Genomic DNA, 14,805 nt, shown 5'->3' with positions numbered 1-14,805 from the left:
TTAATTGATGCATCCCTTTTCCTAATAAATTTATTGAATTGACTTAGCTAGCGCCATGGCGGCCACATATCCGGAACTCCAGGCCCATTGTAGGTTATAGCCGCCGAAGTCTCCGTCCACATCCATCACTTCGCCAGCCAAATAAAGCCCAGGTACTAGCTTGGATTCCAGCGTTCCTTCGATTATTTCCGACGTATCGATGCCGCCAGCTGTCACTTGTGCATTCGTAAAGCCATTGGTATCCGTCACTTTAAATTCCCAGCGCTTCAAGATTCGATAAAATTTCTCCTTAGTTTTCAACGACAGAGCCTGGCAAAGCAGCTGTGGCTGCTGATCTAAGCCGGTCTCCTTGAGTAGGACCGTAACAAGCTTCTTGTTAAAGATGCCAACGAGAGAATCTGCAACCGTCCGGTGTCCAAAAGTCTCCCAGAGCCTTTCTAAAAACTCAACTAACTCTTCCTCCGTGCGGTCAGGCATCAGATCCACCGATAATTTCACCTGTTCTCCTCTTGCAAGATGATACGCAGCCTTCCTGCTTAGCTGGAGAATTGGCGGACCAGTAATACCATAGTCCGTAAAGGCAATTTCGCCCTGTTCACTGCCGATGACTTTACCGTTTACAATAATATGAGCTTGTCCCTGAGATTTGATAGTGGACAGTGCTCTCATATTCGGATATTGCAGCTTCAGTTGCACAATGGCCGGTAAAGGCTCAATCAGGGTGTGTCCCAGACGTTCAGCAAGTGTATACCCAGGAGGTTCTTTTCCCGCATTTGGACCGGCAAGGCCACCCGCAGATAGAAGTAGATAGTCGCTAGTATAAACAACCTCCTCCTCTGTCTCCGTTTGGCATTTTATCTTGAAGCGCGGATGATTCTTCGAAACAGTAACATCCAACACTTTGTTATTGAGGTACACCGGAACATTCCGATCCTCCAGCGCAAGCTGGAAAATATCCAGCACCGCTGCTGCCTGCAGCGACATCGGATACATCAAGCCATCCTTCAATCTTGTAAGCGGAAGCCCGAGAAAGGAGAAAAAATCTATGGTCTGACGGATGCCAAATTGCTGCAATACCGCAAGTGGAAATCCGGCCTGATTACTGTGATACTTGCGCGATAAAGCGATTGCTTCATCTGTACCCGTTGCAGTGGATTCATTTGTAATGTTACAGCGGCCATCACCTGTCATTAATATCTTCTTTCCAATCCGGTCGTTACTCTCCAGAATGGCAGTATCGATACCCATATCACACGCAGTAACAGCGGCCATTAGTCCGGCAGCACCTGCGCCGATAATAAACAGCTTGTGGTGCATAGAAGTCTGATTCTCATACATGGTTGATCAATGCATCCTTTATTCCAATTTTTCTAAAAGCACAGAAGCACTTTATTAAATTATAGCATAAGTGTACTGGTTTTCATTTATCTCCTTATGTACTCATCACATCTTAGGTTAGCCTTTTATCCCTTGACTGCAATTTAGTCCATAAACAAGAAAAAAACCGCTTTATCAGCGGGTTTCAAATAGAGCCGAGGAGTCGAACCCCTATCCAAAGATAACGGCACATAAGCTTCTACGAGTGTAGTTACAGTTTTGATGTCCCCTAGAAGCATTCTATCCAATATTTGATGAGTCATTCTGATTAAGGAGACTGATCATAGGAATAACTCCTTAGTATAGTGATCCAATTATATAAGTTAATCCTGAATATATCGGTTCTTCACAGTGCTTCTTCAATACGCAGAAAGTACCTTTGGCGCTACAGATGATGGCTGGATCCAAGCAACAATTATGATCACCAACCACAACGTTGAATAAAGAACGATAACCTTATGTATGCTACCAGAAGGTTTACTAAAGTTTTTAGAAGTTGCTAATTCCCTGCGGAATCAAGATACGCTTCAGCTTCTTCTATCGATTCGTACAAGTTTGCAATATCTTTAAACATACGATTCATTTGCGTTTTGTAGAACGCGGTAGGCGCAACATACACCCATTTATGTTTTGTAGAGATTCCAGCTTTCACAGCATCTTCACCAGTTGGAGCAAGAATTGCCATCACCTCTTGCTTAAATACCAGGCCACCAGTAATTACAGTCATACCTGTAAACCCTCGCTTAGTTTTCTTCAGTACTTTCGGAAATTGTTCTGCGTACGCAAAGGCATCCTCAACTTCCATACCGTCCGATGTTACAATAATTCTGTTTTTATTTTTAACATAATCAATAGTAAAACTCATAATAGTAATTCCTCCGAATGTTTTTGCTTTTGAGTGCTTAATGCCATAATCTAATCTTATATCAGTTCGAGCTCTTATAGATGTAGTTTCGGAAAATGTGCCACTAATTATTAACTTCAAAGTGAATGATCTAATTTTAGACGTAGACAACATGTCTACAAAAATGAATATATTAGTTCCCCATAATTCATTGTCTGCATTCGGTCTACAATTCAATCACTAAACAGCAAAAAACCGCTATCTCAGCGGTTTTTTGCTTATGGAGCCGAGGGAAGTCGAACCCCTGTCCGAAGATAACGGCACATAAGCTTCTACGAATGTAGTTACTGTTTTGATGTCACAAAATTCATGACTCCCACCAGAAAATTGTTTACGGTGTAGTTGTAATTCTAACTCAAAACTGTGCTATAGCGAAAAATCGGTAACACCCTTTTTATAGGAAAATTTAAGACTATATGTTTCTTCTTTTCCATAGGGCATTGTAGCAATTTTTATACGAGTATAATCAAGCCTGCTATCTCTTAACACTCTCTTTATCAAGGCTATACTCCGTTCTTCTTCCGTAATGATACAAAATATATTAAGAGCATATTTTTTCGGGTCGGAAATGCATTTACCCATATCAAAGCCATCAACACAACCTAAGTTAGTATCTACTAGAGATATGTCCAGGTATTCCATGACTTTATCTCTTAACCAGTTATCACGTTGGCTTCCTTTTTCAATTTTTAGAGGATACTGTACTACTAACCAAAATTTCTCACTCATTCATAATCACCAGCCAATGAAGAGATTTATTATAATAATTATAACAAAGAAACTTTGCAAAAGGGTACCGTTAACCATAGTATGGGAACCATCCTCATGCGGATGGTATTCGTGGTGGTAGAGAAATCTTTTGCAGTTTAAAAATATGCATACCAAACATTCCGAGACCACATAGTAGACATGATAAACCACAAGTACACATTTGAGGAATTGGCTGAAATCATTAAAAGGCATTGCCTAACTTTAATTATGAGGATACAAAAAAGCGACCCCTAAAGGTCGCTTTTTCTAAAACTCCATATGGAGCCGAGGGGAGTCGAACCCCTGTCCGAAGATAACGGCACATAAGCTTCTACGAGTGTAGTCACAGTTTTGATGTCACCCGAGTATCGCCCCGTAACCGGCTATACGTTGGGTCAGCCTGATTGTCTTCTTCAGCTCACCGCAGGCGGAGATGAGACAGCGTATCCCACTATTTGTTAGCCCCTATCCCTGTCACATGGGCGATGCAGAGTAGAAGCACGCACACAGTTTCTTAGGCTGCGAAAGCGTAGTTGTTTTGTTGTTTGCCGTTTAATAGGCTTTAGCGTTGATGAAGCGGACGCGTCCCCACTACTCGCTACTCATGCTCGAACTACCCCCGTCGAATCCAAGAACGGCCCCTCATTAAAAAGGGCGCTTCGGATCAAGCGGATCTTCCAAGCAAGAGAGATCCAATCTACAGCTTCTTATTCAAGAAAACTGTAACGAAGCAATAACTAACTTACTTACTCAGTATAGCACATTTATCAACACTTTAACACGTGGGTTAAAGGAATTGAAGGTTGAAACTGGAACTCATTTGAATCGTCTAGTTCTCCCAGATTATCTGGCGATCTTTTGCTTATCACGTAGTACACGCTGGATATCACGTTGAGCATCTCGCTTGGCAGCCGAGTCACGTTTGTCATACTCTTTTTTACCTTTACCAAGACCAATCAGCAGCTTCGCATAGCCATTCCGCACATAAATCTTAAGTGGCACAATCGTAAACCCATCTCGCTTGGACAAGCCCAGCAGTTTATGAATTTGCTCCTTATGCATTAACAATTTACGTGTGCGTGTGGGATCAGTAGGATTGGCACGATTACCTTGTTCAAAAGGGCTGATATGCATGTTGTGAATCTGAATCTCACCATTGCGGATCGTAGCAAAAGCATCTCCAATATTAGCGCGGCCATTACGCAGCGACTTGATCTCTGTACCCGTCAGCACCAAGCCAGCTTCATAAGTATCCTCGATAAAATAATCATGGGAAGCTTTCTTGTTCTGGGCAAGTACTTTCCCGTCTGCTTTTTTACCCATGAGAATCACTCCTTGAATCATATTCATAAGTTAAAGTAACCATGTCTGTCTAATCTTAAACGACACAGCCATCGAACGTCTGATCTATATTGTAACAAATGGAATCAAGTGAGCGCAAGGAACCTTCAACCAAATATACTTCACCTAATTTGTCATAGAGTTGTCAGTAACATTACCCAATATCTAGCATTTGTTACAAAAAAGCATTAAGCTGAGTTGATCTGGAGTTTTTCCACTAATCTCCACATATCTATATCCATCTACCCTATTTACTTATTACCTATTTGTTCTCAATTATCCGCTTCCCTCTTCTTGGATATACATCTATTCGACGCCTATTCAAATAGCGCTGCTTTTACCTATACTGTGCAATCCTATACTGTACCTATCCTATCCTCTACCTATTCACTTGCTATCACCTACGTTTTTCTATATAAATGTATTTCGTGCAACTATTTAAGCCTTATCACCGCCAAAAAACTAATTAGTTGCACTTTCTGCAGCTAAAAAAGCGAAATCAGACCAATTATGGGTAACTGATCAGATTTTGATGTACAAAATGCAATTAGCTACCACTTTTACTACATAACCCAAATTTAACTGCACATAATGCAATTAACCAAGTTGATTATTAGTTAAAAAGCACCGCCACAGGAGGGACGGTGCTTAGTATCGTTATAGAGTTATGCAGCGCATAACCGTCATTTATTTCTTTTTACGCTTACGTGGTGCTCCTTCTGGAGCGCCGCCATTATTGTCACTTCGTTTAGAAGTGACTTGCTCAGATGTCTCTACGTTGCCTGGTGTCACGGACTGGCCGATGAACACCCCGCCCTTGGTTTTCTTTTTGCGGCGGCCTTTGCCTGTAGGAGCGCCGTTACGGCCTTCTCCACCGCCAAAGTTACCCCCGCGATCCTCGCGGCTGCGGAACTTCGTGCTGCCGTCCACGCCCCGCGCTTCGCCGCCGGAGGAGTCGGACGCAGGAGCGCCGTATCCGCCTTTGCCGGAGCCAAAGCCGAAGCTGATGCCGCGTCCACCACCGGCACCGCCGGTGTCTCCGCCGCGGCCTCGCCCGCCGCTGCGCTCACGCGGCGCGCCTGCGTTGCCGCCGGCTTCGCCTCCGCGCTCTGCGCCCGGCGCAGCAACTACCCGGCTCGCATCCTCGCCGGCCTCGCGCCCGCGCTTCCGCTTACCGCGTCCGCCCGCTGCGCCAACACCGGCCGCTTCGCGCGGTCCATCACCGGCGCGCACACCTGCGCCCGGCTTGCCCTTGCCCACGCCTGCAGCAGCGCCGCCCGGCTTGCCTTTACCGCCGCGTCCCTTGCCCGCGGCGCCTTTGCCCCCGGCCGGCTTAATGAAGCCGCCGCCCGAGCGGCCGCCCTTGCCTCCGCGGCCGCCCGCAAAGCCACCACCGCGGTGCTCGCCTGGCGCGCGTGGCTTCATGTCGACCAACTCGAAATCGATCGTGTGGTCATCCATATTTACTTTGGCGACTCGGATCTTCACCTCGTCACCAATACGGAACACACGCGATGTGCGCTCGCCAATGAGCGCCATATGACCTTCGTCGAAATGATAATAATCGTCGCTCATTGCACTGAGACGAATAAGACCTTCGACGGTATTATCCAGCTCGATGAACATTCCGAAGCTGGTCACACTGCTGACCATAGCCTCGAATTCCTCGCCTACTTTATCCTGCATGTATTCTGCTTTCTTCAGTTGCTCCGTATCGCGTTCAGCTTCTACCGCCACACGCTCGCGTTCCGAAGACTGCTGAGCAATGTCAGGCATCCGGCTAGACAAATAATCATGCCGTTTCTGGGTCAATGCCCCTCCATTCTCAATCACTTCACGCATTACGCGGTGAATGACCAAATCGGGGTACCGGCGAATCGGAGAAGTGAAGTGAGAATAGTATTCCGCAGCCAGTCCGAAATGGCCCGTGCTCTCCGCATCATACTTTGCCTGCTTCATAGAACGCAGCATCATCGTACTGATGACCGTCTGCTCCTTTGTGCCTTGGATTTGCTCCAACAAATCCTGCAAAGCACGTGGATGAACCGAATTGCCACGACCCTTGACGTGATATCCGAAATTGGCCGCAAAAGCCATGAAATTTTGCAGCTTCTCTGGGTCTGGATCTTCGTGAATCCGGTAAAGGAACGGAACCTTCAACCAGTGGAAATGTTCAGCTACTGTTTCATTTGCCGCCAGCATGAACTCCTCGATAATCTGTTCAGCTACAGAACGTTCACGCTTCACGATATCTACAGCCTTGCCGTTCTCATCCACGATGATTTTGCTCTCTTCAAAATCAAAATCAACCGCACCCCGGCGCATCCGCGCATCGCGTAGCTTCATCGCCAATTCTTTCATGAGGCGGAAATCGTCAATTAGTGGACTATAACGTTCCAGCAGCTCTGGATCTTCGTCTTCGAGAATTTTACGAACATTGGAGTAAGTCATTCTCTCTTTGGTGCGAATCACGCTCGTAAAGACATCGTGCTTCACAACCTTCATTTGCTCGTTAAACTCCATTTCACAGGACATTGTTAACCGGTCTACCTGTGGATTCAAGCTGCAAATTCCGTTCGATAGACGGTGCGGCAGCATCGGAATAACCCGGTCTACTAAATACACACTACAACCGCGGTCATAGGCTTCTTTATCCAGCTCAGAGCCTTCACGCACATAATAACCTACGTCTGCTATATGGACGCCCAGCTTGTAATGTCCATTCTCCAAGCGCTGTACGTTTACCGCATCATCCAAATCCTTAGCATCTTCGCCATCAATCGTAACAATGTTCAGTCCGCGCAGGTCGCGTCTTCCTTGCTCCGCAATCTCCTCTTCTGTAATTGAATCAGGAGCGCTATCGGCTTCATCCATCACTTCAGCTGGAAATGCCTCAGGCAATTGATGTTTGCGGATAATGGAAAGAATATCAACACCCGGATCATCCTTATGTCCGAGAATCTCAATAATTTCACCTTCTGCCGCTGCTCGGCCTTCCGGATAACTCACAATTCGCACAACGACCTTTTGACCATCAACAGCACCTTTAAAGGATTGTTTCGGAATAAAAATATCACGATTAATCCGCTTATCATCAGGCAGCACAAAACCATAGGTCTCCAGGTTCTGAAATACACCTACCGTCTGCAACACGCCACGTTTTACAATACGTACTACTTCGCCTTCCATACGTCCGCCGGACGGACTTTTAGAGGTAATACGAATCAGAACGATATCGCCATTCATAGCTCCCTTAAGATCATTTGCATGGATATATACGTCAGGATGATCACGATCATCCGGGATTAGAAAAGCAAAACCCTTCGCATGTGCTTGTAAACGTCCACGCAGCAAATCCATCCGTTCTGGCACGCCATAACGTGCAGTACGGGTTAATACAATTCTTCCATCCTGCTCTAATTCAATCAGCAGTTCCTCGAACTTTTTAAACCCCTCGCTATCCTCTAGAGCAAAATGACTCACCAGCTCTTCATAAGTCATTGGTTTATATGCAGTTTCCCGCATGAAATCGAGTAATATTTCTTGTGTTATCATGTTCGTCACCCCAGCCCTCCGCGGCTTCAAGCCGCTGGCAAATATGTATATCTTGTCCTGCCCTGCAGTAATGCCAAGTAAATTTTACCTTTACTACTTCATACCCTAGTATACACGAAATCAATCCTGCGCATCCCTGTTACTGTCATCCAAAGGTTAACACAGTACAAAATTTCCTTTAAATGCTGAAATACATCCATGCCGACTTCAGGTTTACTTCCTATCGATCCAGCCTTTTTCTTTGCGAATATGAAAAGAAAAGCACCCTTAGGTGCTTTTTAACTCCTTTTAATATAACAAAAAAGCCTCCGCTCTATTCCATTTAGAACAGAGCGAGGGCTTACGGTAGATCTTTTAGTCGATTAGAACTGCAGCTAGAATCGCCATGATAAAGAAACCAGCAGCAAGTCCAACAGTTACACGTTGTAGTACGAGCTCCATACCACGAGCTTTTGTTTTACCAAAGAGATGCTCAGCACCGCCAGAGATGGCACCGGAAAGACCCGCGCTTTTCCCCTTTTGCAGAAGAACGACCGCAATAAGACCGACGGAAAAAATCAGGAGCACAACTTTCAAAAAGATATCCATTCACTTCCACCTCCTACGCCTAAGCATCACTATCTATGGTAATTTAGGTTATCACGATACATAAACAGTATTCTTATTTTATCATAGCGCTGTCGGTAATACAACAGCTTAGACTGTTAAGTCGTAGCTTTTCTTGCAAGATAAGGATAAACCTATTGAAGTCTATCTTCTTCAAATCATAAAAAAGACCCGCCATAACGGCGGGTCTTAGAAGTCTGCTATAAAAGCAGATTATCTTTTGAGGTTGTAGAAGGATTTCAGGCCGTTGTATTGAGCCAATTCACCCAACTCATCTTCGATGCGAAGCAATTGGTTGTATTTAGCAACACGGTCTGTACGGGAAGGAGCACCTGTTTTGATTTGACCAGCATTAGTCGCAACAGCGATGTCAGCGATTGTGCTATCTTCGGATTCACCGGAACGGTGGGAGATAACTGCTGTGTAACCAGCACGTTTAGCCATTTCGATAGCATCAAAAGTTTCAGTCAATGTACCAATTTGGTTAACCTTAACCAAGATGGAGTTACCGATACCTTTTTCGATACCTGTTGCAAGACGCTCAGTGTTAGTTACGAACAAGTCGTCACCAACCAATTGGACTTTGTCGCCCAATTTTTCAGTAAGCAATTTCCAGCCATCCCAGTCGTCTTCGGACATACCGTCTTCGATTGTGATGATAGGATATTTTTCAACCCATGAAGCAAGAAGGTCAACATACTCAGCGGAAGTGTAAGATTTACCTTCGCCAGCAAGGGTGTATTTACCGTCTTTGTAGAACTCAGTGGAAGCAACGTCCATACCCAAGAATACGTCAACACCTGGTTTGTAACCAGCTTTTTCAATAGCTTCGATGATTGTAGTGATTGCTTCTTCATTCGAACCAAGGTTCGGTGCGAAACCACCTTCGTCACCAACAGCTGTGTTCAGGCCTTTGGATTGAAGTACGGATTTCAAGTTGTGGAAGATTTCAGCACCTGTGCGAAGAGCTTCTTTGAAGCTTGGAGCTCCTACAGGAAGAACCATGAACTCTTGAACGTCGATGTTGTTATCCGCATGCTCACCACCATTGATGATGTTCATCATTGGTACTGGAAGAGTTTTAGCGTTGAATCCGCCCAGGTATACGTACAAAGGAATATCCAAAGCTGCTGCAGCTGCACGAGCTACTGCCATGGATACAGCTAGGATTGCGTTAGCGCCCAATTTACCTTTGTTAGGAGTTCCGTCCAAAGTAATCATCAATTTGTCGATGCCCACTTGGTCAAGAGCGTCCATACCGATAACTTCTGGAGCGATGATTTCATTTACGTTCTCAACAGCTTTCAGAACGCCTTTACCCATGTAACGGGATTTGTCGCCATCACGAAGTTCTACAGCTTCGTGAGCACCAGTGGAAGCGCCGGAAGGAACGATAGCGCGGCCTTTAGCACCGGATTCCAGATAAACGTCAACCTCTACTGTAGGGTTACCACGGGAGTCAAGGACTTCGCGAGCATATACATCAGAAATAATAGTCATGTAAGTTAATCTCCTTTTAACATTGTTTTGGTCTTACTTGTATAGCTTAAAATCAAAGGCGTTATACCTTACCTTACTTACGGCTAGCAATCATGGATTGTCCGGTCATTTCCGCAGGTTGAGGAAGTCCCATCAAATCTAGGATTGTTGGTGCTACGTCTGCAAGAATACCGGATTCACGCAATACAACATTCTCAGTAGTCACGATGAACGGAACAGGATTGGTTGTATGAGCTGTGAACGGGCGACCGTTCTCGTCAAATACCATATCTGCATTACCATGGTCAGCGATAATAATGGCAACGCCACCTTTGGCAACAACCGCATCCACTACTTTACCCACACACTCATCCGTCACTTCTACAGCCTTGATTGTTGGTTCCAGCATGCCGGAGTGTCCAACCATATCAGGATTGGCAAAGTTAAGAATGATAGCATCCTGTCTTTCCGCTTCGATTTCCGCTACGCAGGCTGCAGCCACTTCGTATGCGCTCATCTCAGGTTGAAGATCATAGGTTGCCACTTTAGGAGAGTTGATTAAGATCCGGGTTTCACCAGGAAGCTCCTCGTCACGTCCACCGCTGAAGAAGAAGGTTACATGCGGATATTTTTCAGTTTCCGCGATGCGCAGTTGCTTCTTGTTTTGTTGAACAAGCACTTCACCCAATGTGTTATCCAGGTTCTTCGGTGAGTAGGCTACATAACCTTGTACCGTTTCGCTGAAAGTAGTTAGGCATACGAAGTGCAGGTTTTGCGGGAACAAAGGACCACGGTCGAAACCGCGGAAATCTTGATTCGTGAACACTTGTGACAATTGAATAGCACGGTCAGGACGGAAGTTGAGGAACACGACGGAATCGCCGCTCTCTACTGCCGTTACAGGTTTGCCTTCACTGTCTACAATTACACTAGGTTCAACGAATTCATCAAATACCGAGTTTTCATAAGATGAAGTGATGGCTTGCACAGCATCCGTGTATTTAGGACCTTCACCATAAACCATAGCACGGTAGGCTTTCTCTACACGTTCCCAACGTTTATCACGATCCATTGCGTAATAACGTCCGGACACCGTTGCAATTGTACCCACGCCAATCTCTTCGATTTTAGCTACTAGATCTTGGACAAACTTCTTCCCACTATCAGGAGCTACGTCACGGCCGTCCATAAAAGCATGGATATACACTTCATGCATATCTTCTTTTTTAGCCAGGTCAAGCATAGCAAACAGGTGGTTAATATGGCTATGTACCCCTCCGTCGGATACAAGCGCATATAGGTGAAGCTTTTTGCCAGTGTTCTTAGCATTTCTCACTGCACTAACCAGGGTTTCGTTATCGAAGAACTCGCCCTCGCGGATCGATTTATCGATACGAGTCAAATCCTGATAAACGATCCGGCCTGCACCAATATTCAAATGCCCTACTTCGGAGTTGCCCATTTGCCCTTCCGGAAGGCCTACAGCTTCACCGCAAGCAGTGAGTGTAGTGTTAGGATATTGTTTCAGGTAACGGTCATAGTTAGGTTTGTTGGCTTGAGCAACGGCATTACCTTCTGTCGTTCCACGCAAACCAAAACCATCCATGATGATCAAAGCTACGGGTTTTGGAGCTGACATCTTACTTCGCCCCCTCAACCAATTGAACGAAGGAATCCGGTTGTAAGCTGGCACCGCCAACAAGCGCACCATCGATGTCGCTTTGGCCCATGTACTCAGTTACATTCTCAGGCTTCACGCTGCCGCCGTATTGAATACGAACAGCTTCAGCTGTTGCTGCATCATACAGATCTTTTACAAGACTGCGGATGTAAGCAATAACTTCGTTAGCATCTTGGGAAGTGGAAGATTTACCTGTGCCAATAGCCCAGATAGGTTCGTATGCAATAACAACTTTTGCTGCTTGCTCGGCACTAAGACCTTGGAATGCAGCTTCAGTTTGTACTTTACATACTGCTTTAGTTTGATCAGCTTCACGCTCTTCGAGCTTTTCGCCAACACATACGATAGGAGTAATTCCGTGACGGAATGCAGCATGCATTTTCTTATTCACGATTTCATCCGTTTCGCCAAAATAAGCACGACGCTCAGAGTGGCCAATGATAACATAGTCCACACCAAGATCACTTAGCATTACACCACTGATCTCGCCTGTGTAAGCACCGTTATCTTCAAAGTGTAGGTTTTGTGCACCAATCTTGATGTTAGTACCTTTTGCAGCTGCTACAAGTGCAGGCAGGTTAGTAAATGGAGCGCAGATTACAGTCTCAACGCCTTCTACTTCTGCTTTGCCTTTAATTTCAGCAATAAAGCTTTCTGCTTCAGGAACTGTTTTGAACATTTTCCAGTTACCTGCAATAATAGGTGTTCTCATGACTTATGTTGCCTCCTTCTTAGGTCTTACTTATCGTTCAGTGCTTCTACGCCAGGAAGCGCCTTGCCTTCCATGAACTCAAGGGATGCACCGCCACCAGTGGAGATATGATCCATTTGATCAGCCAGGTGGAATTTCTCTGCTGCTGCTGCGGAATCTCCGCCACCAATAACAGTGTAACCTTCAGTAGTTGCACAAGCTTTTGCTACTGCAAGTGTACCTTCAGCGAATTTATCGATTTCGAATACGCCCATAGGTCCATTCCAGACAACCAGCTTGGAGTTCTTGATAATATCGGCATAAAGTTCACGAGTCTTAGGTCCGATATCAAGTCCTTCCCAACCTTCTGGGATTTCATTGTAATCAACGATCTTAGTGTTAGCGTCAGCACCAAATTTATCAGCAACAACAACATCAACAGGAAGCATGAAGTTTTTACCAAGTGCTTTTGCTTTTTCGATGAATCCAAGAGCAACGTCAAGTTTGTCGTTGTCTACTAGTGATTTACCGATTTCAAAGCCTTGTGCTTTAGTGAATGTATAAGACAATCCACCGCCGATCAGGACGTTATCAGCCAAAGACAACAAGTTATCAATAACATCAATCTTGTCTTTAACTTTCGAACCACCGATGATCGCAGTGAAAGGACGTTCTGGGTTAGAAAGAGCTTTACCAAGAACGGACAATTCTTTCTCCATCAAAAGACCGGATACAGCCGGTAGGAAATGAGCGATACCTTCTGTCGATGCATGTGCACGGTGAGCCGCGCCAAACGCATCATTAACAAACAAATCAGCCAGTTCAGCGAATTGTTTAGCCAGTTCAGGATCGTTTTTCTCTTCACCTGGGTAGAAGCGAACATTCTCAAGTACAAGTACGTCGCCTTCGCCTAGCTCAGCGATTTTTGCTTTTACAGCTTCGCCAATTGCTTCGTCAGCTTTAGCTACTGGTTTGCCAAGAAGCTCGGACAGACGTTCAGCAGCAGTAGTCAAACGCATGGAATCTACGAATTCGCCTTTAGGACGACCCATATGACTCGCAAGAATGATCTTTGCACCGTTCTCGATCAAATATTTAATGGTTGGAAGTGTTTCGCGAATACGAGTATCATCAGTAATTTTACCGTCTTCTACAGGTACGTTGAAATCCACGCGTACAAATACGCGCTTACCCTTTACTTCTACATCACGGACGCTTTTTTTGTTCATGATTAATTCCTCCACACCCAAAATTGTTTCTAGCAGGAAACAAGAAATACATTTAGAAAGAGCGGAAACAAGGAATTTCTGTTTCCGCTCTATAGATGTTGCTTATATCAAGTCAATTACTTAGCGATTTTAGCGAATTTCTCCAAAGTACGAACCAATTGTGCAGTGTAGGACATTTCATTGTCATACCAAGCAACAGTTTTAACCAGTTGTTTGTCGCCAACAGTCAATACTTTAGTTTGTGTAGCATCGAACAGGGATCCGAAAGTCATACCTTTGATGTCAGAAGATACGATTTCATCTTCAGTGTAACCATAAGTGTCTGGATCGGAAGCTGCTTTCATTGCTGCGTTGATTTCTTCAACAGTAACGCTCTTATCAAGAACAGTTACAAGCTCAGTCAGGGAACCAGTTGCAACTGGAACACGTTGAGCTGCACCATCCAATTTACCTTTAAGTTCTGGAATAACCAGACCGATTGCTTTAGCAGCACCAGTAGTGTTAGGAATGATGTTCTCAGCTGCTGCACGAGCGCGTCTGAAGTCACCTTTAGCATGTGGAGCATCCAAAGTGTTTTGGTCGCCAGTGTAAGCATGAATTGTAGTCATCAAGCCTTCAACGATACCGAACTTGTCGTTCAGTACTTTTGCCATTGGAGCTAGGCAGTTAGTTGTGCAAGATGCGCCGGAAATAACAGTCTCAGTACCATCAAGAATGTCATCGTTAACGTTGTAAACGACAGTTTTCATGTCGCCAGTAGCTGGAGCGGAGATAACTACTTTCTTAGCTCCACCTTTCAAGTGTTTTTCAGCTGCTTCTTTAGTTGTGAAGAAACCTGTGCACTCAAGTACGATATCAACGCCTAGGTCGCCCCATGGCAATTCTTCAGGGTTGCGGTTAGCAAGAACCTTAACTTCTTTACCATTGACTTTGAAGAAGCCATCATGCACTTCAACATCACCTTGGAATTTACCTTGAGTTGTATCATATTTAAGCAAATGAGCAAGCATCTTAGCGTCAGTCAAGTCGTTGATTGCTACCACTTCGATACCTTCTACATTTTGAATACGGCGGAAAGCAAGGCGTCCAATACGTCCAAAACCGTTAATTCCAACTTTTACACTCATTGAATAGTTCCTCCTAGAATTCGTTTTATTTATTCAAAACAGACGGTGAGGTCTGTCATGACAAC

At 45.0% G+C, this 14,805-nt stretch carries 11 protein-coding genes and 1 other RNA gene; all 12 read right to left on the bottom strand.

From position 1 onward, the window contains the following. Nucleotides 1-30 precede the first annotated feature (30 nt). Nucleotides 31-1,338 carry a BaiN/RdsA family NAD(P)/FAD-dependent oxidoreductase gene (locus NYE35_RS00975; protein WP_326046974.1) on the bottom strand — a complete coding sequence of 436 codons (1,308 nt, stop codon included), beginning with the start codon at nucleotides 1,336-1,338 and terminating at the stop codon, nucleotides 31-33. A 538-nt stretch (nucleotides 1,339-1,876) separates the two neighbouring features. Continuing rightward, a complete protein-coding gene (locus NYE35_RS00970; RefSeq protein ID WP_036687158.1) occupies nucleotides 1,877-2,242 on the bottom strand; it encodes a hypothetical protein in 366 nt (121 codons plus the stop codon). 405 nt (nucleotides 2,243-2,647) lie between these two features. Further along, nucleotides 2,648-3,010 carry a hypothetical protein gene (locus NYE35_RS00965; protein ID WP_341119892.1) on the bottom strand — a complete coding sequence of 121 codons (363 nt, stop codon included), beginning with the start codon at nucleotides 3,008-3,010 and terminating at the stop codon, nucleotides 2,648-2,650. Between the two features lie 298 nt (nucleotides 3,011-3,308). Next, nucleotides 3,309-3,673, bottom strand: a transfer-messenger RNA (tmRNA) gene (gene ssrA, locus NYE35_RS00960). A gap of 201 nt (nucleotides 3,674-3,874) precedes the next feature. Next, nucleotides 3,875-4,354 (bottom strand): SsrA-binding protein SmpB, encoded by a 480-nt coding sequence (smpB, locus tag NYE35_RS00955; protein WP_036687155.1) that lies wholly within the window; start codon nucleotides 4,352-4,354, stop codon nucleotides 3,875-3,877. A 705-nt stretch (nucleotides 4,355-5,059) separates the two neighbouring features. Beyond that, nucleotides 5,060-7,927, bottom strand: a complete 2,868-nt coding sequence (rnr, locus tag NYE35_RS00950; protein WP_340952824.1) for a ribonuclease R — start codon at nucleotides 7,925-7,927, stop codon at nucleotides 5,060-5,062. A 354-nt stretch (nucleotides 7,928-8,281) separates the two neighbouring features. Next, nucleotides 8,282-8,515 (bottom strand): preprotein translocase subunit SecG, encoded by a 234-nt coding sequence (gene secG, locus NYE35_RS00945; protein ID WP_036687153.1) that lies wholly within the window; start codon nucleotides 8,513-8,515, stop codon nucleotides 8,282-8,284. Between the two features lie 231 nt (nucleotides 8,516-8,746). Further along, nucleotides 8,747-10,033, bottom strand: a complete 1,287-nt coding sequence (gene eno, locus NYE35_RS00940) for a phosphopyruvate hydratase (protein ID WP_036687130.1) — start codon at nucleotides 10,031-10,033, stop codon at nucleotides 8,747-8,749. Between the two features lie 73 nt (nucleotides 10,034-10,106). Then, nucleotides 10,107-11,651 carry a 2,3-bisphosphoglycerate-independent phosphoglycerate mutase gene (gene gpmI, locus NYE35_RS00935; protein ID WP_076101073.1) on the bottom strand — a complete coding sequence of 515 codons (1,545 nt, stop codon included), beginning with the start codon at nucleotides 11,649-11,651 and terminating at the stop codon, nucleotides 10,107-10,109. A gap of 1 nt (nucleotide 11,652) precedes the next feature. Further along, nucleotides 11,653-12,405 carry a triose-phosphate isomerase gene (tpiA, locus tag NYE35_RS00930; RefSeq protein WP_036687124.1) on the bottom strand — a complete coding sequence of 251 codons (753 nt, stop codon included), beginning with the start codon at nucleotides 12,403-12,405 and terminating at the stop codon, nucleotides 11,653-11,655. A 26-nt stretch (nucleotides 12,406-12,431) separates the two neighbouring features. Next, nucleotides 12,432-13,613 (bottom strand): phosphoglycerate kinase, encoded by a 1,182-nt coding sequence (locus tag NYE35_RS00925; RefSeq protein ID WP_036687122.1) that lies wholly within the window; start codon nucleotides 13,611-13,613, stop codon nucleotides 12,432-12,434. A gap of 116 nt (nucleotides 13,614-13,729) precedes the next feature. After that, nucleotides 13,730-14,740: a type I glyceraldehyde-3-phosphate dehydrogenase gene (gene gap / locus NYE35_RS00920; RefSeq protein ID WP_036687120.1), complete on the bottom strand. Its 1,011-nt coding sequence runs from the start codon at nucleotides 14,738-14,740 to the stop codon at nucleotides 13,730-13,732. Nucleotides 14,741-14,805: the final 65 nt, after the last annotated feature.

Origin of the sequence: Paenibacillus sp. FSL L8-0494 (assembly GCF_038003695.1) — a bacterium.
Lineage (GTDB): Bacteria > Bacillota > Bacilli > Paenibacillales > Paenibacillaceae > Paenibacillus_AQ > Paenibacillus_AQ odorifer.
Note: the sequence above shows the minus strand (reverse complement) of the source record. Positions and strands in the feature narration are given on the sequence as shown.

Coding starts and splice junctions, on each gene's coding strand:
- NYE35_RS00925 (WP_036687122.1), bottom strand. CDS start 13,613: ATGAACAAAAAAAGCGTCCGTGATGTAGAAGTAAAGGGTAAGCGCGTA.
- NYE35_RS00970 (WP_036687158.1), bottom strand. CDS start 2,242: ATGAGTTTTACTATTGATTATGTTAAAAATAAAAACAGAATTATTGTA.
- tpiA (WP_036687124.1), bottom strand. CDS start 12,405: ATGAGAACACCTATTATTGCAGGTAACTGGAAAATGTTCAAAACAGTT.
- gpmI (WP_076101073.1), bottom strand. CDS start 11,651: ATGTCAGCTCCAAAACCCGTAGCTTTGATCATCATGGATGGTTTTGGT.
- smpB (WP_036687155.1), bottom strand. CDS start 4,354: ATGGGTAAAAAAGCAGACGGGAAAGTACTTGCCCAGAACAAGAAAGCT.
- gap (WP_036687120.1), bottom strand. CDS start 14,740: ATGAGTGTAAAAGTTGGAATTAACGGTTTTGGACGTATTGGACGCCTT.
- NYE35_RS00975 (WP_326046974.1), bottom strand. CDS start 1,338: ATGTATGAGAATCAGACTTCTATGCACCACAAGCTGTTTATTATCGGC.
- NYE35_RS00965 (WP_341119892.1), bottom strand. CDS start 3,010: ATGAGTGAGAAATTTTGGTTAGTAGTACAGTATCCTCTAAAAATTGAA.
- eno (WP_036687130.1), bottom strand. CDS start 10,033: ATGACTATTATTTCTGATGTATATGCTCGCGAAGTCCTTGACTCCCGT.
- rnr (WP_340952824.1), bottom strand. CDS start 7,927: ATGATAACACAAGAAATATTACTCGATTTCATGCGGGAAACTGCATAT.
- secG (WP_036687153.1), bottom strand. CDS start 8,515: ATGGATATCTTTTTGAAAGTTGTGCTCCTGATTTTTTCCGTCGGTCTT.